Source organism: Burkholderia perseverans (genome assembly GCF_022870505.1).
GTDB classification, from domain to species: domain Bacteria; phylum Pseudomonadota; class Gammaproteobacteria; order Burkholderiales; family Burkholderiaceae; genus Burkholderia; species Burkholderia plantarii.
Genome location: NZ_CP045094.1, coordinates 34,508 through 54,499, shown reverse-complemented (window position 1 = coordinate 54,499; position 19,992 = coordinate 34,508). Strand labels below are relative to the sequence as shown.

At 67.6% G+C, this 19,992-nt stretch carries 17 protein-coding genes; 6 read left to right on the top strand and 11 right to left on the bottom strand.

Annotation, left to right across the window (positions count from 1 at the left end; genetic code table 11):
* Positions 1-11: 11 nt before the first annotated feature.
* A complete protein-coding gene (locus BpN12_RS14780) occupies positions 12-323 on the top strand; it encodes a 4a-hydroxytetrahydrobiopterin dehydratase (protein ID WP_198250672.1) in 312 nt (103 codons plus the stop codon).
* A gap of 261 nt (positions 324-584) precedes the next feature.
* Here the strand turns inward: BpN12_RS14780 and BpN12_RS14775 are convergent, their stop codons facing one another.
* A complete protein-coding gene (locus BpN12_RS14775; protein ID WP_080937041.1) occupies positions 585-815 on the bottom strand; it encodes a DUF3717 domain-containing protein in 231 nt (76 codons plus the stop codon).
* A 110-nt stretch (positions 816-925) separates the two neighbouring features.
* Between BpN12_RS14775 and BpN12_RS14770 the strand changes: the two genes are divergently transcribed.
* The gene (locus tag BpN12_RS14770; RefSeq protein ID WP_012734156.1) at positions 926-1,618 is read left to right on the top strand and encodes a response regulator transcription factor; all 693 of its coding nucleotides are present in this window, start codon (positions 926-928) and stop codon (positions 1,616-1,618) included.
* A 107-nt stretch (positions 1,619-1,725) separates the two neighbouring features.
* Positions 1,726-3,282, top strand: a complete 1,557-nt coding sequence (locus BpN12_RS14765) for a sensor histidine kinase (RefSeq protein WP_246796341.1) — start codon at positions 1,726-1,728, stop codon at positions 3,280-3,282.
* A gap of 97 nt (positions 3,283-3,379) precedes the next feature.
* Here the strand turns inward: BpN12_RS14765 and BpN12_RS14760 are convergent, their stop codons facing one another.
* The 8 genes from BpN12_RS14760 to mnmC all read right to left on the bottom strand — a co-directional run bounded on the left by BpN12_RS14760 (position 3,380) and on the right by mnmC (position 12,739).
* Complete coding sequence (locus BpN12_RS14760) at positions 3,380-3,937, bottom strand: SET domain-containing protein (RefSeq protein WP_246796340.1); 558 nt, start codon at positions 3,935-3,937, stop codon at positions 3,380-3,382.
* Positions 3,938-4,094: 157 nt separating this feature from the next.
* Positions 4,095-4,274, bottom strand: a complete 180-nt coding sequence (locus BpN12_RS14755; RefSeq protein ID WP_246796339.1) for a hypothetical protein — start codon at positions 4,272-4,274, stop codon at positions 4,095-4,097.
* A 39-nt stretch (positions 4,275-4,313) separates the two neighbouring features.
* Positions 4,314-5,426 (bottom strand): NADH:flavin oxidoreductase/NADH oxidase, encoded by a 1,113-nt coding sequence (locus BpN12_RS14750; RefSeq protein ID WP_246796338.1) that lies wholly within the window; start codon positions 5,424-5,426, stop codon positions 4,314-4,316.
* A 205-nt stretch (positions 5,427-5,631) separates the two neighbouring features.
* The gene (locus BpN12_RS14745) at positions 5,632-6,342 is read right to left on the bottom strand and encodes a glutamine amidotransferase (RefSeq protein ID WP_246796337.1); all 711 of its coding nucleotides are present in this window, start codon (positions 6,340-6,342) and stop codon (positions 5,632-5,634) included.
* A gap of 37 nt (positions 6,343-6,379) precedes the next feature.
* On the bottom strand, positions 6,380-7,021 hold the full coding sequence (locus BpN12_RS14740; RefSeq protein WP_246796336.1) for a MarR family winged helix-turn-helix transcriptional regulator: 642 nt from the start codon (positions 7,019-7,021) through the stop codon (positions 6,380-6,382).
* 511 nt (positions 7,022-7,532) lie between these two features.
* Positions 7,533-8,648, bottom strand: a complete 1,116-nt coding sequence (locus BpN12_RS14735; protein ID WP_246796335.1) for a YbdK family carboxylate-amine ligase — start codon at positions 8,646-8,648, stop codon at positions 7,533-7,535.
* Between the two features lie 50 nt (positions 8,649-8,698).
* Positions 8,699-9,913, bottom strand: a complete 1,215-nt coding sequence (locus BpN12_RS14730; protein ID WP_246796334.1) for a cation:proton antiporter — start codon at positions 9,911-9,913, stop codon at positions 8,699-8,701.
* 819 nt (positions 9,914-10,732) lie between these two features.
* The gene (mnmC, locus tag BpN12_RS14725) at positions 10,733-12,739 is read right to left on the bottom strand and encodes a bifunctional tRNA (5-methylaminomethyl-2-thiouridine)(34)-methyltransferase MnmC2/FAD-dependent 5-carboxymethylaminomethyl-2-thiouridine(34) oxidoreductase MnmC1 (RefSeq protein ID WP_246797909.1); all 2,007 of its coding nucleotides are present in this window, start codon (positions 12,737-12,739) and stop codon (positions 10,733-10,735) included.
* A gap of 382 nt (positions 12,740-13,121) precedes the next feature.
* Here mnmC and BpN12_RS14720 point away from each other — a divergent pair, with 382 nt between their 5' ends.
* Positions 13,122-13,400, top strand: a complete 279-nt coding sequence (locus BpN12_RS14720; RefSeq protein ID WP_006401505.1) for an HU family DNA-binding protein — start codon at positions 13,122-13,124, stop codon at positions 13,398-13,400.
* 169 nt (positions 13,401-13,569) lie between these two features.
* Here BpN12_RS14720 and BpN12_RS14715 read toward each other — a convergent pair whose 3' ends face one another.
* The gene (locus BpN12_RS14715; RefSeq protein WP_246796333.1) at positions 13,570-14,919 is read right to left on the bottom strand and encodes a GTP-binding protein; all 1,350 of its coding nucleotides are present in this window, start codon (positions 14,917-14,919) and stop codon (positions 13,570-13,572) included.
* Between the two features lie 389 nt (positions 14,920-15,308).
* Positions 15,309-15,767, bottom strand: coding sequence for a lytic transglycosylase domain-containing protein (locus BpN12_RS14710; protein WP_246796332.1), 459 nt, complete (start codon positions 15,765-15,767; stop codon positions 15,309-15,311).
* Positions 15,768-16,147: 380 nt separating this feature from the next.
* On the opposite strand from BpN12_RS14710, the gene gspD reads away from it, so the two are divergent.
* Positions 16,148-18,508, top strand: coding sequence for a type II secretion system secretin GspD (gene gspD, locus BpN12_RS14705; protein WP_246796331.1), 2,361 nt, complete (start codon positions 16,148-16,150; stop codon positions 18,506-18,508).
* Positions 18,505-19,989, top strand: coding sequence for a type II secretion system ATPase GspE (gspE, locus tag BpN12_RS14700; RefSeq protein WP_246796330.1), 1,485 nt, complete (start codon positions 18,505-18,507; stop codon positions 19,987-19,989). The genes gspD and gspE overlap by 4 nt, the downstream gene beginning before the upstream one ends.
* The last annotated feature ends 3 nt before the right edge of the window (positions 19,990-19,992 follow it).

The window sequence follows — 19,992 nt, the reverse complement described above, 5'->3', positions numbered from 1 at the left end:
AGGGCACTGTCATGATCCACAAACTCACATCAGAAGAACGCAAGACGCAACTCGAGACGCTGCCGCACTGGTCGGCCGTGCCCGGCCGCGACGCGATCCAGCGCAGCCTGCGCTTCGCCGATTTCAACGCGGCGTTCGGCTTCATGGCGCGCGTGGCGATCAAGGCGCAGGAAATGGATCACCATCCCGAGTGGTTCAACGTCTACAACCGCGTCGACATCACGCTGTCCACACACGACGCGAACGGGCTCACCGAACGCGACATCAAGCTCGCGCGCTTCATCGACGAAGTCGGCCGCGACGCCCACGCGCAGCTCGGCTGAACGGCCTGCCCGCGCGGGCACCTCGGCCATGCATGGCCCGCGGTCTTCGCATCGCGTCGCGCCGGCGCGATGCGGCCCGCTTTCCTATCCGCTCTCCACTCCACGCTTCGTTACGGCCCGCTCGTCACGCGCCGCTCTCGATTCGCCGCACGCTCGTAACAAACCGCAAAACAAATGGCCGCGGACAAACCCGCGGCCACGTCAACGCTTCGGCTCCGCCGCACGTTGCTTGATGCAGAACCTGGTTGACGGCGCGAGCCTTCAGCTTTCCAAGCCGTTCTTAAGGCGCGCGTAAGACTCCCAGGCACGACGTGCAATGGGGTCCAAACCTTCCAGTTTTAGCGCGCTTTGCCGCTGTACAATCAGCAACGCATACGGCTTGGAAAGCGCGCTCGCCTCTTCGCACAGCTTGAGTTCATCGCCGCTCGACGGTGAGCGGGCGCGCCAGAAATTGATCGCGGCTTCGAGTTCGTGGATCGAGATGTCGGACATATAGTTGGAATTTCGTTCGCTAGCCGCCTTGCCTGTCGTCGGCCACGCGACATGCTGTTGGAAACGGCGTCGTGATGTCCCAGCCAACCCATTGTACTTGAGCGAATCTCATGCGACTCCTCCTCATCGAAGACGACCGCCCCATCGCACGCGGCATCCAGAGCAGCCTCGAACAAGCAGGCTTCACCGTCGACATGGTCCACGACGGCATTTTCGCCGAGCAGGCGCTCGCGCAGAATCGCCATGAACTCGTGATCCTCGACCTGGGCCTGCCCGGCATCGACGGCATGACGCTGCTGTCGCGCTTCCGCCAGACGAATCGCCACACGCCGGTGATCGTGCTGACCGCGCGCGACGAACTCAACGACCGCGTGCAGGGCCTCAATTCCGGCGCCGACGACTACATGCTGAAGCCGTTCGAGCCGGCCGAGCTCGAGGCACGCATTCGCGCGGTGATGCGCCGCAGCGGCCCGCACAGCGACATGCCGCGTCCGGAAGTCTCGCTCGGTGGCGTGCGCCTGTCGGGCGTCGATCGCCGCATCTTCAACGACGACAAGCCGCTCGAACTCTCGCCGCGCGAATTCGCCGTGCTCGAAATGCTGCTGCTGCGCCATGGCCGCGTGGTCAGCAAGGCGCAGCTGCAGGACCACCTGACGCACTTCGGCGGCGATCTCGGCGACACCGCGATCGAAGTCTACGTCCACCGCGTGCGCAAGAAGCTCGAACAGTGCCGCGTGGAAATCGTCACGGTGCGCGGCTTCGGCTACCTGCTGCAGGAAATCCGCCAGCCGGCGAGCGTCTGAGGCCGCGCCCGGCGTCGCCCGGGCACCGCCAGACGGCGCACCGCGCCCGCACGTTCCACGTCTCGCCCGGCCCCGGCCGGGCGCTGCTTTTTTCGATGGTTGAAGCGATGTCCTCCGAACCGGCCGCCACCAGCCTGCGCCGCTCGCTGCTCAGGCGGCTCGCCGCGCCCCTGTCGATGCTCGCGCTGATGAGCGGCCTGATCGCCTACTGGCTCGCGTGGCAATACACGCAGCACGTGATCGATCGCTCGCTCGCCGATCTCGCCACCGCGATCTCGAAGCAGATCCAGATCGCCGGCCCCGACGCGCCGTTCACGGTGCCGCCGCTCGCGCAGGCGATGTTCTCCGACCCGGCCGAACAGCTGATCTACCGGATCAGCGACGGCGAGCACGAGCTGGCCGGCGACCCGAAGCTGCCGCTGCAGGGCACGAGCGTGCGACGCATGCATTACGCGTATGTGTTCGAGGCCGACTACGAAGGCCAGGCCGTGCGCGTCGCGCAGGTGCGCGTGGAGCAGACCGACGACGGCAACCCGATGATCGTGGAGGTGGCGCAGCCGGTGCGCCACCGCTACCAGATCGCGGCCGAGTTCCTGGTCGCGATCATGATGCCGCTGCTGTTGCTGCTGCTGGCCGGCTGGGGCATCGTCTGGCGCGTCGTGAACCAGCAGCTGGGGCCGCTCACGCACCTGGCCGATTCGCTGAACCGGCAGACCCACACCTCGCTCGAACCCGTCGATGAAACCGAGGTGCCGCTCGAGATCCGGCCGCTGACGAGCGCGATGAACGCGCTGCTCGGGCGGCTCAAGACCGCGCTCGACGCGCAGCGCAAGTTCATCGCCGATGCCGCGCACCAGCTGCGCACACCGCTGACGGCCGTGAAGCTGCATGCCGAACACGCCGCCGTGGCGCGCGATCCGCAGCAAACGCTGGCCGCCGTCCACGAGCTGCGCGCGGCCGCCGACCGCGCGGTGCGGCTCTCGAACCAGTTGCTGTCGCTCGCGCGCGCCGAGCCGGGCGAACAGGCCGCGCGCTTCGTCGACGTCGATCTGGCCGCGCTCGCGTTCGAGACCGGCGCCGAATGGGTGCCGCGCGCGCTGACCGCGCACGTCGATCTCGGCTTCCAGACCAGCGACGATCCGGGCAGCGCCGAATCGATCGCGAATCGCGCGAAGTCCGGCGACGACGAGCTGCCGCCCGACGATTTCGATCTCGCCAGCGTGCCGCCGCTGGTGGTGCGCGGCAATCCGGTACTGTTGCGCGAGGTGATCGCGAACCTGCTCGACAACGCGCTGAAGTACGTGCCGCTGGCCCGCCCCGAAGGCGCGCGGATCACCGTGAACGTTTCGCAGGTGATGCTCGACAATGGCCGCGAGGCCGGCGAGATCGTGGTGGAGGACAACGGCTCGGGCGTGCCGCCGGGCCAGCAGGCGGACCTCTTCAAGCGCTTCTTCCGCGGCGACGCGCAAAGCGGCAACGGCGTGGAGACGGGCGCGGGCCTTGGCCTCGCGATCGTCCACGACATCGTCGCGATGCACGACGGCGACGTGCTCTATGCCGATGCGCCCGAAGGCGGCTCGCGCTTCATCGTGCGGATTCCGCTGGCCGCGAAGCCGGCCGATGCGGCGCCCAACGCGTCCGAACCCTCGACGCTGCACGCCTGACGGCACCGGGGGCCGGGTCGAAGCCCGGAGGCTGGACGCCGCCGCAATGGCGGCCGGCGCGATCGCTCTCACGCAGCGGATCGCGCCCGCCGCGGCCTCATTTCTTCTTCCTGCCGTCCTTGTCCTTGCGGTCGGCCTTATCGGCCTTCGCGGCTTTCTCGCCCTTGCCGTCCTTGCGGGCCTTCTTCTTTTTCTTCTTGTCGGACTCGTCGCTGACGGCCAGCATCGTGCCGCGGCAGGTGCTCGCGCCGCAATGGCAGGCGTAGTCGCGCTTCAGCTGCCTGGTCAGCTTCGCGTCGATCACGAGCCCGTAGTCGTAGAACAGCTCCTCGCCGGCCTCGACGTCGCGTAGCGCGTGAATGTGTACGCGGCCCGCGGTTTCCTCGGCCTCGCAGTTCGGCGCGCACGAGTGGTTGATCCAGCGCGCGCTGTTGCCGTCGACCTTGCCATCGATCACGCCGCCTTCTTCGAGCGCGAAATAGAACGTGTGATTCGGATCGTTCGGGTCGTGCGGATGGCGGCGCAGCGCCTCCTTCCAGGAGATCCGCTCGCCCTTGTATTCGACCACGCGCTCGCCCGCCTTGATCGGCGCGGCCGCGAATACGCCCTTGCCGTGAACGCCGGAACGGCGCACCACGATCCTGCGTGAACTCATCGATGAATCCTTGTGAAGACGATGGGATGGCGCGATACCGGCGGCCAGCACGGCGCGGTTCGCTCAGCGACGCGCGCGATGCCGCGCGCGTGCGGGGACGTCCGGGCACGCACCCGCGACGGATCAACCGAATGCTACACGCTCGGCAATGCTTCGTTCAACCGATCAGGTGCAGGAACGGTGGATTTCCCGACAGATCCGGTGAAGAAATCGGCGGAAACGGGCCGAAATCGCCGGAATGCGGCCGGCTCGAGCCAGGGAAGGTGTCGCGCGACCGGATCGGTGCATCGCGCGGCGGCGGCGGACGGGCCGCCGCCGGCCCGTCACTGATCGTCATTCATCGTCGAACGCGGGCCGTGCGCCCGGAGCGAACACCTCAACGCTGGCCGAACGACACCTCGCCGAACAGCGCTTTTTGTTCGCGCGGCTGCGAGCGCCAGTATTGCGGCGGCGCCGTCACCGTCGCACCGAGTTCGGCCGCCGCATGCCACGGCCAGCGCGGGTCGTAGAGCATCGCGCGGGCCAGCGCCACGCAATCGGCGTCGCCGTCGGCGATGACCTTCTCGGCCTGCGCGGGTTCGGTGATGAGGCCCACCGCGAACGTCGTCAGCTCGACCGCATGGCGCACCGCGCGCGCGAACGGCACCTGGTAGCCGGCCGACAGCGGGATCTTCTGCAACGGCGAGACGCCGCCCGAGGACACGTCGATCCAGTCGCAGCCGCGCGCCTTCAGTTCCTTCGCGAACGCGATCGTCTCGTCGAGCGTCCAGCCGCCGTCGACCCAGTCGGTGGCCGACACGCGCACGCCCACCGGCCGCTCGGCCGGAAACGCCGCGCGCACGATCTCGAAGATCTCGAGCGGAAAGCGCAGGCGGTTCTCGAGCGAGCCGCCGTACTCGTCGGTGCGATGGTTCGCGAGCGGCGAGAGAAACTGGTGCAGCAGGTAGCCGTGCGCGGCATGCACCTCGAGCGCGTCGATACCGAGCCGCGCGGCACGCTTCGCGGTCGCCTCGAACGCGCGCCGCAGCCGGTTCAACCCGGCCGCGTCAAGCGCGAGCGGCGGCGTCTCGCCGTCCTTGTGCGGCACCGCCGACGGCGCATGGGGCAGCCAGCCGCCATCGGCCACCTCGATCTGCGAGCCGCCTTCCCACGGCGAGCGGCTCGATGCCTTGCGCCCCGCGTGGCCGATCTGCATCGCGACGCGGATCGGCGAATGCCGGCGGATCGCGGCGAGCAGCGGCTCATAGGCGGCTTCGGTCGCGTCGTCCCACAGTCCGAGATCGCCCGGCGTGATGCGCCCGTCCGGCTCGACGGCCACCGCTTCGGTGCAAAGCAGCGCGGCGCCCGACAGCGCGAGATGGCCAAGGTGGATCGTGTGCCAGGCGGTCGGCTCGCCGCGCTCGGCCGAATACTGGCACATCGGCGATACGACGATCCGGTTCGGCAGCGTCAGGCTGCGCAGCGTCAGGGGGGAAAACAGGGCGCTCATCTCGTGTGGCTCGCTACAAGGGGGAACGGGAGCGGACGAGGTTAGCACGCGGTGCGCAACGCTGCTGACGGCGCGCACGGCCCGGTCGCGCCGGCGGTTCGCGCGATGGGTACGGGAAAACAAAAACGGCACGCCAGGCGTGCCGATCGATATTTCCACATTTTCCGCGCGCAGGGAACGGGCCCCGCAGCGTCCGCGTTTCCGCTCAGAGCCCGACCGAGGCGAGCCACTCGCCGAACATCCGCGCGGCGGCCGGCTCCAGCTGCGGGCCGTGGCGCGCGGTGTCGGCGCGCAGCTGCCGCGCATCCACCCCGGGCGTCGCGGCGATCTCGCCGGCATGGCCGATCAGCCAGGCCTCGAAGCGCTCGACCGCCACTTCGGGATGGCATTGCAGCGCGAGCACATGCTGGCCCCACGAGAACGCCTGATGCGCGCAGTCGGGTGTCGAGGCGAGGTGGATCGCGCCGGGCGGCAGGTCGAAGGTATCGCCATGCCAGTGCAGCATCGAGGTGGCGGTGCCCGCCAGATGGCGCAGCGGCGAGGCCTGGCCGGCCGCGGTCAGCGTGAGCGGGGTCCAGCCGAGTTCGCGGGTCTTGCCGGCGTAGACGCGCGCGCCGAGCGCACGCGCGATCAGCTGCGCGCCGAGGCAGATCCCGAGCGTGGGCAGCCCGGCGTCGATGCGCCGGCGGATCAGTTCGACGAGCGGCGCGGTGGTCGGATAGAGCGCGTCGTCGTAGGCGCTGATCGGGCCGCCCAGCACCACCAGCAGCGACGGCCCGCAGGCGTCGAGCACCTCGACGCGCGACGTGCCGACGTCGACGTAACGCACGCGCCGGCCGCGTTCCCCGAGCACGCGCTCGAAGCTGCCGAGATCCTCGAAGTGAACGTGGCGGATCGCTACGACTTCTGCATTCATCAACCAGACTCCGTCTGACGCGCCACGCGCGGCGAATTTACAGCTGCGCGAAAACCTTCCAGGTCTTCTTCTGCGTCAGCGCATCGGCTTCCTCATGCACCGAGCAGTCGAGGCGCAGGTCGCTGTCGGCCATCGTCAGATCGAGCAGCGAGCAGCGGTACGACGGCTTCCTGACCGACTTGCCGGGCTGGAAATGCTTGCAGGTCACGCACATGCGGTGCTGGGGCGCCTCGCCGGCCACCTGCAGCTCGCGCAGCACCTTCAGCAGCGAGCGGTACAGCGCGCCCTGCTCGTCGTTGCCGAGCACGCCGACCGCCTTCGACAGGAAATCCGGCCATTGCAGCGCCTTCTTCGCCGCGGTACGGCCGCGGGCGCTCAGGCGCACCGCGAGCGCACGGCCGTCGTCGAGCGCGCGACGCTTTTCCACCAGGCCCTTGCCCTCGAGCGTGCTGACCGCATCGCTGGTGGTAGCCGCGGTGAGCTGGGTTTCGCGTGCGATCTCACCGAGCCGCATCGGCCCCCTGCGCTGGAGCAGCAGCACCAGGATCTCGCCCTGCGTCGGCGTCAAGCCGGCACCTTCCGCCCAATCCCATGCCTGGCTCCGCATGGCCGTACTTAATCGCAACAGGCTGTGGGTCACACGACCCGCCGCCTCGTTCCCGTAAACGCCTTCGCTCATAGTCTTTTCGCTGTTGCCGGCCTCGGATCCATCCGACGGCCTTTGTGGGGAGATCCGTGTCCGGTCTCTGTCATCAAAATGCAGTACCCGGAACGGCGCACCGACGCCCGTTCACCGTGACCTGATTCGCCACGAACCGGCATGCGAGCGCGGCACTATCCGGTGCCGTCGATCGCAAAGCCGACATTCTAAGCGAGAGCGGAAAATCGCACAGCTAAGTTATCCAAATAAGTCTGTGGATAAACGCGGGATAAGCGAGTGTTTTCGCTGTGCTTTTCAGTAACGAATCTCATGTACGGCCGCCGCCACGCTTTCATTCGACAAACAATTTCACGCTGGCGGGCCGGCGCGGCGCCCCGGAGAATCATCCCAGGCCTTTGACTTTGCACGTAAACCTATGGTTATCCACAGCGGCGGATCGGCAATTGTTTGCGACTACTATGTTTGTTCGCGCCGGCCGGCTGATCGATGGCAATTCGACCAGTGCCACCGGCGCGGGAAATAGTCTTTTTCATTCGCGCCAGCGCAGGCACTGCTGGCGGACCGTCTCGTTCAGCGATTTTTCCTGTTTGAAAACGGTGCGCAGCCATGAGGCGTCGTTCACGCGCGCCCGGGCCAGCGAACCGATCTCGTCGAGCGCCGCGCGCGAGCCGAGCGCGGCCGCGTGCGGCGCGAGCCGGTCGAGCGTGGCGAGGATGTCCTCGGCGATGGTACGGCGCTCGCCCGTCTGCGGGTTCACGCAGGTGCCGTCCAGCCCGAAGCGGCAGGCCTCGAAGCGGTTGAAGGTGTAGACCAGGTAATCGTCCTCGGACAGCGTGAGCGGCTTGTCGAGCAGCAGGTAGCGCGCGAGGGTCTGGATGTAGCAGGCGATCGCGGCCGCGCGGTCGACCGACAGTGGCGTGTCCATCACGCGCACCTCGATCGTGCCGAAACCGGGCTTCGGCCGGATGTCCCAGTAGAAGTCCTTCATGCTGTTGACCACGCCGGTGTTGACCATCTTCGAGAAATACTCCTCGAAACCGTCCCAGGTCAGCGTATACGGCGCGCGGCCCGACATCGGGAACGCGAACACCGAATTCAGGCGTGCCGAATGAAACCCGGTGTCGACGTTCTGCACGTAGGGCGAGGACGCCGACAGCGCGATGAAGTGCGGGATGTAGCGCGACATCGAATGCAGCAGGAACAGCGCGCTGTCCGCGTCGGGGCAGCCGATGTGGACGTGCTGGCCGAACACCGTGAACTGCTTGGCCAGATAGCCGTACAGCTCGGACAGGTACTGGAAGCGCGGCGCGTCGTAGATCTGCCGGTCGCTCCACTGCTGGAACGTATGGGTGCCGCCGCCGCACAACCCGACGTTCAGATGATCGGCCGCTTTCACGAGCACGTCACGAATCGCGTGCAGCTCGCCGAGCGCCTGATCGTGCGAATGGCAGATGCCGGTCGACAGCTCGATCATGCTCTCGGTGATTTCCGGCGTGATGTTGCCGGGATGCGATTCGTTCTCGACCAGCCGCATCAGGTCGGAGGCGGCCTTGGTCAGGTCGTAGTTGTGGGTGTTGACGATCTGGATTTCCAGCTCGACGCCGAACGTGAACGGCTCGGAATTGTTGAAGGTTTCGAGTGCCATGGCGAATTCCGGATAACGGGTGGGACGCCGCCGCGCAAGGGCGGCGCCGGTCAGCTCTCGTCGCGTCGTTCGCCGACGGCCGACAGGCTGCGGTAGACGAACAGCGGTCCGACGATCTGCAGGATCACGATCGCGCAGAGCACGGCCGAGCGCAGATGCGGATCGAAGTTGGGATAGAGCTGATAAGTATCGTCGACGAGCAGGTAGGCGAGCGCCGACATGGGCGCGAGCGACAGGCCGAGCGCCACGCCCTGCTTCACGCCGATGCCGCTCTTCTTCGCGAACGCCACCACCCCGATCAGCTTCGCCACGATCCGCGTGACGATCAGCACGATCGCGATCAGGCCGCCCGCGGCGAGGTCGTGCCAGCTGAACGAGGTCAGCGTCAGCACGAACAGAATCACGGTCAGCAGCCAGCCGGCGGTGCCGAAGTGCTCGGGCCAGAGCTGCGGGCGCACCTCGAGGTTCTTCACGATGATGCCGGCCAAGAGCAGCGTGAGCACGGTGGAGAGCTTGAGCGCCTGGGCGATCGCGATGGCCAGCACGACCAGGCCGAACAGCGCGACGAACGAGTGCTCGTCGCGCATCACCGGGGCGATGTGGCGGAACAGGTAGTTGCAGGCGCGCGCGAGCAGGTAGGCGAGGATCAGCGAACCGGCGATCAGGTAGACGGGCTGCAGGATGGTGGCGAACACATTGCCGTATTCCTCCTGATGCAGCCAGCTGGTGAGCAGCTTGGTCAGCACCACCGAGTAGACGCTGTTGAGCGCGGTGAGCGTCAGCAGCCGCTGCGACACCTGCCCTTCCGCGCGCAGTTCGGTCTTCAGCTGGATCGCCATGGCGGGCGAGGTGGCCACCGCGATCGCCGCCAGCACGATCGACACCATCGCCGGCACGCCGAGCACCAGCAGCACGGTCAGCACCAGCGCGAAGGTCAGCACCGCCTCGGCCACGCTGCTCGCGATCAGCCAGGGGTTGCGCCGGATCCAGCGCAGGTCGAGCCGGCTACCCAGCTCGAACAGCAGCAGGCCCAGCGCGACGTTGATCAAGAGGCGCGCGGTGTCGCTGGTGCTCGCGTCGATCGCGCCGAACCCGGCCGAGCCCGCGATCAGGCCGATCACGCCGTAGCCGGTCACGCGCGGCAGACGCCAGGCGCGATAACACAGTTCGCCGCACAGGCCCGCCGCGAACAGCGCAATGCCGGCCCAGAACACGGCGTCGGGCACGAACGGCCAATTCGGTAGAAACGAGAATGCCGACTTCATCGTGGTGACTGCTCCTTATTCGAAGACAACCGGCAGCGACGCAGGGTCGAGCATCTCGAACGAGTTGGCGCGCGCTGGCTGGCTGTGGTCGCCCCGTCGTGAGGATTCGCTGGTCTAAGGCTTCAGGACGCGGGGCAGCCCGATTCGCGGCTGACTGACATGCCGCTCGGGCCATGGCCGATCTGGACGTCGGCCTGAGGTGTGACGGAAACAGCGCGATCTCTCATCCTCGGATTCTGATACGCACGAACTGTTCCAGGGGTGCCGCCCCGATAACGGACCGGGGTGGCGCGAAGGTGTTCGATTGTGCCACATCTATTTCGCTCCGGATCGTATTTCTCCGGGGGCCTGGCCGGCTGGCCGATGCGCTGCCGTTCGGTTTTATAGGTTTACCTGTATGTATACGTAGTAGAAGTTAACAAGGGCACGGGCTTTCTGTGGATAACTGCTGTAAACACTGAAAATTCAACGGTTTGAGAAATGCGTAAACGGTCGCACAGACTGTGCGGACCCACAGGGATTCACAGAACAACTTTTGCCCTCCTGTGCAGCGAGCCCGAGTTACCCCGTTTACGTCCACTGTGGTTGCACAGAGAATTCGCAGGCAATCCGCGCGCTTATCCACAGATTCCGGTGGATAAAAACCTGTGCCCTGCCCGGCTGGCTGACGACGGTGGGAAACGATCGGAGGCGCGGCGGACGCGCTCAGGGCACGTCCGCCGGTGGCGGCAACAGGTAAAAAGGTGAAAGGCGGGACAAATTGAAGCAATAAGGGAGGCAGCACGTGCCGCTTCCCTCATGGCGGATCGGCGGACCGATTCAGCCGGCGCGGCCCTGGCGCAGCGCGCGCAGCAGGAAACGCGCGGGATCGATCGCCTCGGCCAGTTCGCGTTCGACCGGCCACGGTTCGCCCTCGATCTGCGAGGCGATCAGCTCGGCGCAGAGCGAAGCCCAGACGAAGCCGCGCGAGCCGAAACCGAACGCGCCGTAGAGGCCGGCCGCGCGCGGCAGGTCGCGCGCCTGCGCGCCCGCCAGGCTTCGCGCGTCGGCCGCGGCGGCGGTTTCGTCGCCGAGCGCGCCGGCCATCGGCAGGCGGTCGCTGGCGACGCAGCGGAACGCGACGCGTCCGCTGAGCGTTCCGGCGTCGAGTCGCGCACCGGACGTATCGACCGCGTTGGTCGCGGCGTCGAAGCGCGGCAGCAGCGTCGCGAGCCGCGCGAGATTTTCCCGGTGGCCGGCTTCGCATAGTTCGGAATCCGTAGCGTCGGGCTCGTAGGTCGCGCCGGTCAGCAGCGTGCCGTCGGCAAACGGGATCAGGTAGCCGTCACCGATTGCGGGCATCGTGACCGCCGGGGCGACGCCGGGCGGCAGCATCGTCAGCTGGCCGCGCACGCGCTGCACCGGCGCATGCCGCAGGCCGGCGACGCGCGGCGCGTCGGCCGCGTTAGCGACGATCGCGATCGCGGCGCTCGCCAGCGTGTTGCCGGCCGCGTCGAGCGCGAGCCAGCCGCCGCCCTCGCGCGGCGCGAGCCGGGCCACCTCGATGTCGGCCAGCCGCGTGAGCCGCTCGCCCGCCGCGGCGCACCACGCTTGCGCGAGCGCGGCCGGATCGAGCGAGCCGGCCTGCGGATACCACCAGCCGCCGTGCGCGACCTCGCTGCCCAGGCGCGCGGCCGCCGCGTCGCGCGACATCAGCACGGCGAGTGATTCCGGCATCGCGAGCGCGTCGGCGGCCGCCTGCATGCGGGCGAATTCGTCGTCGTCGCAGGCCAGCTGCAGCAGGCCGTCGCGGCTGCGCGCGAAGTCATGGCCGGCCGCTTCGAGCGCGCGCCAGCGCGACAGCGCATAGAGATAGCCGGCGCGCGACAGCCGCGCGCCGAAATTGTCGTCGCGCGCGATCAGCGGATGAAACACGCCGGCGGGATTGCCCGACGCCTCGCTGGCCGGCCGCGCGTGACGCTCGATCAGCGTGACGTGCCAGCCGCGCGCGCTCAATCGCTCGACGAGCGCGCAGCCGGCCAGGCCCGCGCCGATCACGATCGCATCGCGCGTCGCGACCTCGGCTGCGCGCGGCGGCTCATGGCGCCGCACCTTCCAGCGCGGCGCGAACTCGCCGGCCAGCATCGCGCGCTTGCCGGCGAAACCGTCCACCTTGCGCCACGCGAAACCGGCCGCCTCGAGCGCGCGTTTCACGTCGCCGGCGCTGGTGTAGGTGGCGAACGTCGCGGCTTCGTCAGCCAGCTTCGCGAGCGCGCGGAACATCTCCACGGACCAGGGCCCGGTGTTCTTCGTCGGCGCGAAACCATCGAGATAAAACGCATTGGCGCGCAGCACGAGCGAGGGCAGCAGTGCGAGCGCGTCGCCGAACGCGAGCGTCAGCACCACGCGCCCTTCGTCGAATTCGAGACGATGCAGACCGGGCGTGAGCATCGGCCACGCATCGACGAGCGAATCGATCAGCAATGCGAAGGATTTCGCATCAGTCGTTGCGTGAGCAACGAGATGGGCGGCTGCCGCGCGCAGGTCTTCTCGCGAGAACGGATGCTTTTCGATCGACACGAAATGCAACCGTTCGCCGCGCGCCGGATCGGCGCGCCATGCGGCCCAGGTCGCGAGGAAGTTGCAGCCGATGCCGAAGCCGGTCTCGACGATCGTGAAGCAGCGCCGGCCGCGCCAGCGTTCCGGCAGTCCGTTGCCGTGCAGGAATACGTGCTCCGCCTGGGCCAGCGCGCCGGCCGCGCTGTGATGGATGTCGCCGTAGGCGGGCGAGACGAGCGTGCCGTCGTCACGGAATACGAGCGAGGCGGGAACGATTCGGTCGGTCATGCGAACTATTCGAAAAAGCCGGTTGACGCCGCCGGAGGCCCGCCCCGCCTGGGCGTTGGCAAAAACCAACGTCATTGCGAAGCGGCGGCGCCGCATGCTTGACAACGTTGGTGGCCACGCGGCAAAAATGCGGGCGACGGCTCGGAGATCCGGCGAAATCCGGATGAAAATCTTTGAAACCCTTGTCGTTATTGGGTTTGCGCTGCGCTATCATAGCAAGCGCCGTACTGCGGAAGCGCCTCAGGGCTCACCCGCAGGTACGAGGCGCGGCGCGCACCGAGTGCGCCCTGCCGTCGCCGCGAACTGCGTTGCAACGGCTTGCGCACGTATAATCGGCGCGTCTGCGCTGTTCGTGTCAACTTAACCTGAGAAAGGAACCTTAATGAACAAACAGGAACTGATCGACGCCGTCGCCGCACAGACGGGCGCCAGCAAGGCTCAAACCGGCGAAACGCTGGACACGCTCCTCGAGGTGATCAAGAAGGCCGTGTCGAAAGGCGACGCGGTTCAGTTGATCGGCTTCGGCAGCTTCGGTTCGGGTAAGCGTGCAGCACGTACCGGCCGCAACCCGAAGACGGGCGAAACCATCAAGATTCCGGCAGCCAAGACCGTCAAGTTCACGGCTGGCAAGGCATTCAAGGATGCAGTGAACAAGCGCTGAGCGACGCGCTTGTGAGCGAAAAACCCGCCTGTCGGCGGGTTTTTTTTCGTCCATGCGGCCGGTGGCCGGCGTCGCCGTCGCGGCGGTTTCGCGACCGGCGCGGCCGTCTTGACGAAGCTTCACAGTCTTCAACCGGCCGTGCGCGGTGCGTCGCGCGCGGCGATCATGCTCAGTGGCGATGGACGATTTCGTCGTCACCGTCGTCACCGTGATGGCCGTCGTGATGGTCGTGATGGTCGTGGTGGTGCTCGTCATCGTGATCGTGTTCGTCGAGGTCCCAGGCCGGGAACGGATCGGGCAGCGCGCGCCAGGCCGCTTCGCCCGCCGCGTATTCGGCATCGTCGAGCAGGCACGCATCGAATTTCGCGCGCCACGCGTCGGAGTCGAGGCCGATGCCGATCAGCACCAGCTCCTGGCGGCGGTCGCCGATCGTGGTGTCGTCGGGCTCGCCATGCCAGTCGGCGGCAATCTCGTCGAGCAGCGCGGGATCGTCCTCGGGCCATTCCGCGCGATCCTGCGCGGCCCACCAGAGTCCGGCCGGTCCGTGCCGGCAGACGCCACCCGCCTGCGACAGCGAGCCGCCGATGTCGTGGCGCGTCGCGAGCCAGAAAAAGCCCTTGCTGCGCAGCACGCCCTGCCATTCCTCGTGCAGCAGCGTCCAGAAACGTTGCGGATGGAACGGCCGCCGCGCGCGATAGACGAAGCTGCCGATGCCGAATTCGTCGGGCGTGCCGTGCGCGTGATCGGCGCCGCCATCGTGATCGCGATCGTGGCGATGCTCGAGCGAGGCGAGCCAGCCGGGCGCATTCGCCGCCGCTTCGAAATCGAAGCGCCCGGTATCGATCACCTCGGCGATCGGCACCTCGCCGAAGCGGCTCACCACCTGCCGTGCACGCGGATTGAGGCTCGCGAGGATCCGTTGCAGCCGCGCGAGCTGGTCGGCGTCGACGAGGTCGGCCTTGTTGATCACCAGCACGTCGCAGAACTCGATCTGCTCGATCAGCAGCTCCACCAGCGTGCGGTCGTCCTCGTCGCCGCTGACGAGGCCGCGATCGGCGAGGCCCTCGTCGGAGCCGTAGTCGCGCAGGAAATTGAACGCGTCGACCACGGTGACCATCGTGTCGAGCCGCGCGACGTCCTCGAGCGCGACGCCGTCGTCGTCGACGAACGAGAAGGTTTCGGCGATCGGCATCGGCTCGGCGATGCCGGTCGATTCGACCAGGATCGCGTCGAGCGGACGCTCGGCGCGCCCGGCGGCGAGCCGGCGGATCTCGACGAGCAGATCGTCGCGCAGCGTGCAGCAGAGGCAGCCGTTCGACATCTCGATGAACCGCGCCTCGACATGCGACAGGTCGGCCGCGTCCTTGACGAGCGACGCGTCGATGTTGACGTTGGCGAGGTCGTTGACGATCACGGCCACCCGCAGGCCCTCGCGGTTCGCGAGGACGTGGTTCAGCAGCGTGGTCTTGCCGGCGCCGAGGAAGCCGGACAGCACGGTGACGGGCAGCGGCGAGTTCATGGCGGTGCGGTCCCAGGGAAATTGACGGAAGCGGCGCCGCCGGTGCCCGGCAACCGTCGGCGGCCCGGGCGCGGCGGCGCGAATGCCGCACATTGTGCATCAAACGGGAAAACCGTCGCGCGCATCGGGCCGCCGCGGCGGCGCCGGTGGACGGCGGCGTGCGCGGCGCAACGAATGTCACCGGTGTCTGGTGGCCCGCGACGGAGCGTGATGAACCGCGACCAACCGGATCGGCGGCAACACGCGGCGCGGTGCCGGGCACGGGTTCAGGAGAGACGGAAAGTCAGGTCGCCGCGGTGGCGGCCGCACCGGGAAACCATGCGCCGCGATGCGTCGAAGCGGCTCGGCGCGCCGAACCAAATCCAGGCGAATCCGCCGGCTTCACGCTTTCAGTGCGGCTCGTTCTCTTCCGGCAGCAGCCGCCATTTCGACAGGATCGCGGCGATTTGCCTTGCGTACTTGTCTCGCAGCGACGGCGTTTCCGAATGGTAGGAGCCGATCGCGGCCCAGGTGTTGCCGTACTTGTTCATTTTCTGGCGCAGGTGCCAGGCGGCGATGTAGACGTTCTTGCACGGCTGCATCAGCGTGTCTTTCGTGATGCCGTATTGGGCGAGCCGGGACAGGTGGATCGAGTTGATCTGCATGATCCCGTAATCGGTCGATCCGTTCGCATTCCGGTTGATCGCGTCGGGTGTGTTGTGGGATTCCTGCCACGCGATCGCCCGCAGGATCAGCGGATTGACCTTCTGGTATCTGGCCGCCTCGTCATAGCAGTCGGCGTGTGCGGGCGCGCTGACCGCGCCGGCGGCCAACAGCGAGAACGCGAGGAGAACAGGCCTAATTCGCATTAGGAAGCCATCCAAAGACGGGAGAAGACAGTGATTCAGGGTGGGAAAACCCGCACACGGTTTTTGCGCCGGGACCGCGCGCCGCCCGTATCATACCGGTGCCTCATTGCATTGCGCCACCGTCCGCGGGCGCGCGGGCGGCGCCCCGGACGGCGGTGCTTTCTGACTTTTTATTCCGATTTCTTGCAAAGTCTTTCCGAATCAAACGTCGCGGACATCGGCCGGGTTCGGGAATGGCGCGCGCGGCTCGAAAAAGTGAGAAAGCTCTCGGTCCGATGTGATATTTCGGACACGAAAAGCTGCTAATGTCCGTTTTTCGCTCAATGTCATCACGCTCTACCGTCGGATACGGCCATACCCCGGCATCGATCACCCACCTCATGACAACCATTCGTTTTGCTATGCGGCGCGCCGCCAAGGCGCTCGTCGTCGCCGGAATCGTCGCCTCGCAGGCCGCGCACGCCCAGGTGACGCTCAACTTCGTCAATGCCGACATCGACCAGGTCGCGAGGGCGATCGGCGCCGCGACGGGCAAGACGATCATTGTCGATCCGCGCGTGAAGGGCCAGCTGAACCTCGTCTCCGAGCACTCGGTGCCCGAGGAGCAGGCGCTCAAGACCCTGCAGTCGGCGCTGCGCATGCAGGGCTTCTCGCTGCTGCAGGATCACGGCGTCCTCAAGGTGGTGCCCGAGGCCGACGCGAAGCTGCAGGGCGTGCCGACCTTCGTCGGCAACACGCCGCGCGCCAACGGCGACCAGGTCGTCACGCAGGTGTTCGAGCTGCACAACGAATCGGCCAACAACCTGCTGCCGGTGCTGCGTCCGCTGATCTCGCCGAACAACACCGTGACGGCCTACCCGGCCAACAACACGCTGGTGGTGACCGATTACGCCGACAACGTGCGGCGTATCGCGCAGATCATCGCCGGCATCGATAACGCGGCCGGCACCCAGGTGGTGGTGGTGCCGCTCAAGAACGCCAACGCGATCGACATCGCGAGCCAGCTCGGCAAGCTGCTCGACCCGGGCGCGATCGGCAACACCGACGCGACGCTGAAGGTCAACGTGAGCGCCGACCCGCGCACCAACTCGATCCTGCTGCGCGCCTCGAACGGCTCGCGCCTCGCCTCGGCGCGGCACCTGCTCGCGCAGCTCGACGCGCCGAGCGCCACGCCCGGCAACATGCACGTGATCCGGCTGCGCAACGCCGACGCGGTGAAGCTCGCGAAGACGCTGCGCGGCATGATGGGCAAGGGCGACAGCGGCAGCAGCTCGGCCTCCTCGAACGACGCCAACTCGTTCAACCAAGGCAACTCGGGCGGCAGCAGCTTCTCGACCGGCACGTCCGGCACCGCGCCGCTGCCGTCGGGTTCGTCGTCGCTGTCGTCGTCGGGCTCGGGGTCGAGCACCGGCTACGGCAGCGGCAGCGGCGGCAAGAACGACGGCTTCCTCAGCAGCGACAAGGACAAGAGCGACGACAACCAGCCCGGCGGCATGATCCAGGCCGACGCGGCCACCAACTCGCTGATCATCACCGCCTCGGACCCGGTCTACCGGAACCTGCGCGCGGTGGTCGACCAGCTCGACGAACGGCGCGCGCAGGTCTACATCGAGGCGCTGATCGTCGAACTGAACTCGACCACCTCGGCGAACCTCGGCATCCAGTGGCAGGTCGCCAACAACGCGCTGTACGCGGGCAGCTCGCTCGGCACCAACGTCTCGGGCCTCGGCAACACCATCACCGGGCTGACGGCCGCGGCGGCCACCGGCTCGACCGGCGGCGTCAACGGCGCGGCCGCGGCGGCGGCCTCGCTGACGCCGGGCCTCAACATCGGCTGGCTCAAGAACATGTTCGGCATCACGGGCCTGGGCGCCCTGCTGCAGGCGTTCTCGGGCTCCAGCGACGCGAACGTGCTGTCCACCCCGAACCTCGTCACGCTCGACAACGAGGAAGCGAAGATCGTGGTGGGCCAGAACGTGCCGATCGCCACCGGTTCGTATTCGAACCTGACGAGCGGCACCTCGAGCAACGCGTTCAACACGTTCGACCGCCAGGACGTGGGCCTCACGCTGCACGTCAAGCCGCAGATCACCGAAGGCGGGATCCTCAAGCTGCAGATCTATACCGAGGATTCGGCCGTGGTGCCGACCACCACGTCGTCGACCACGGTCGGCGTGCCGACCTTCAGCAAGCGCTCGATCCAGTCGACCGTGCTCTGCGACAACGGCGAGATCATCGTGCTCGGCGGCCTGATGCAGGACAACTACCAGATCGGCAACAACAAGGTGCCGCTGCTCGGTGACATCCCCTGGATCGGCCAGCTGTTCCGCTCGGAAGGCAAGCAGCGCCAGAAGACCAACCTGATGGTGTTCCTGCGTCCGGTGATCCTGACCGACCACGCCACCACGCAGGCCGTCACGGAAAATCGCTACGACTACATCCAGGGCGTGCAGGGCGCGTACCGCTCGGACAACAACCTGATCCGCGACAAGGACGATCCGGTCGCGCCGCCGATGCCGCTCGGCCCGAGCGAAGGCGTCGCGCCGGCCGCGAACCTGTTCGACCTGACGCGCATGACGCGCACGCCCGGCTATCCGCAGGCGCCGGCCAACGCCCCGGCGAACGCGCCGGCCGGCACCCAGCCCGCGCCCGCGGTGGTCGCGCCGACCCCGTCGCCGGCGCCGGCCGTGACGACGCCGGTGCCCACGCCGGGCCTCACGTCGCCGGGAGCGCAGCCGTGAGCGAGCTCGCCAGCGCCGCGCCGGGCGAGCCGGCGGCACCGTCCGCGGTGGCCGCGCGGCTGCTGCCGTATGGCTTCGCGCGGGCCGGCCAGATCCTGATCGCGCAGCAGGAAGGCGACGCGCTCGAAGTCTGGATCAGCGAGCGCACCACCGACGCGGCGCTCGCCGAGGTGGCGCGCAATTTCGGCGCGCTGACGGCGCGCCGGCTGCCCGCCGACGAACTGGCGCAGGCCATCAACACCGCCTATGCGCGCCAGGACGGCAGCGCCGCGCAGGTGGTCGGCGAGGTCGAGGGCGAGGTGGACCTGTCGCGGCTGATGCAGGACATCCCCGAGGTCGAGGACCTGCTCGAATCGGAAGACGACGCGCCGATCATCCGCATGATCAACGCGCTGCTGACGCAGGCCGCGCGCGAACAGGCCTCGGACATCCACATCGAGCCGTTCGAGAACGCCTCGGTGGTGCGCTTCCGCGTGGACGGCACGCTGCGCGACGTGGTGCGCCCGAAGAAGGCGCTGCACGGCGCGCTGATCTCGCGGATCAAGATCATGGCGCAGCTCGACATCGCCGAGAAACGCCTGCCGCAGGACGGCCGCATCACGCTGCGCGTCGGCGGCCGGCCGGTGGACGTGCGCGTCTCGACGCTGCCGACCGGGCACGGCGAGCGCGCGGTGCTGCGTCTGCTGGAAAAGGATGCGCAGCGCCTGAACCTCGAGGCGCTCGGCATGGGGCGCGACACGCTGGTGCAGTTCGACAAGCTGATCGCGCGCCCGCACGGCATCGTGCTGGTCACGGGCCCGACCGGTTCGGGCAAGACCACCACGCTGTACGCGTCGATGTCGCGGCTCGAGACCGCGACCACCAACATCATGACGGTCGAGGATCCGATCGAATACGACCTGTCCGGCATCGGCCAGACCCAGGTCAACGAGAAGATCGGCATGAGCTTCGCGCGCGCGCTGCGCTCGATCCTGCGCCAGGATCCGGACGTGATCATGATCGGCGAAATCCGCGACCTCGAGACCGCGCAGATCGCCGTGCAGGCCTCGCTGACGGGCCACCTGGTGCTGGCCACGCTGCACACGAACGACGCGGCCTCGGCCGTCACGCGTCTGACCGACATGGGCGTGGAGCCGTACCTGCTCGCCTCGTCGCTGCTCGGCGTGCTCGCGCAGCGGCTGGTGCGCCAGCTGTGCCCCGTCTGCAAGGCACCACGCGAGGAAGAAGGACGCACCATCTACCACCCGGTCGGCTGCGAGAAGTGCGGCCATTCCGGCTATACGGGCCGGCGCGGCGTGTACGAGCTGCTGGTGGTGGACGACGCGATCCGCACGCAGATCCACAACAACGCGCCCGACTCGGAAATCCTGCGCGCGGGCCGCGAGAACGGTATGCGCACGCTGCGCGACGACGCCGAGCGCTGGCTCGCGGCCGGCAACACCTCGCTCGAGGAAGTGCTGCGCGTGACGGGAGGCGCATAGCGC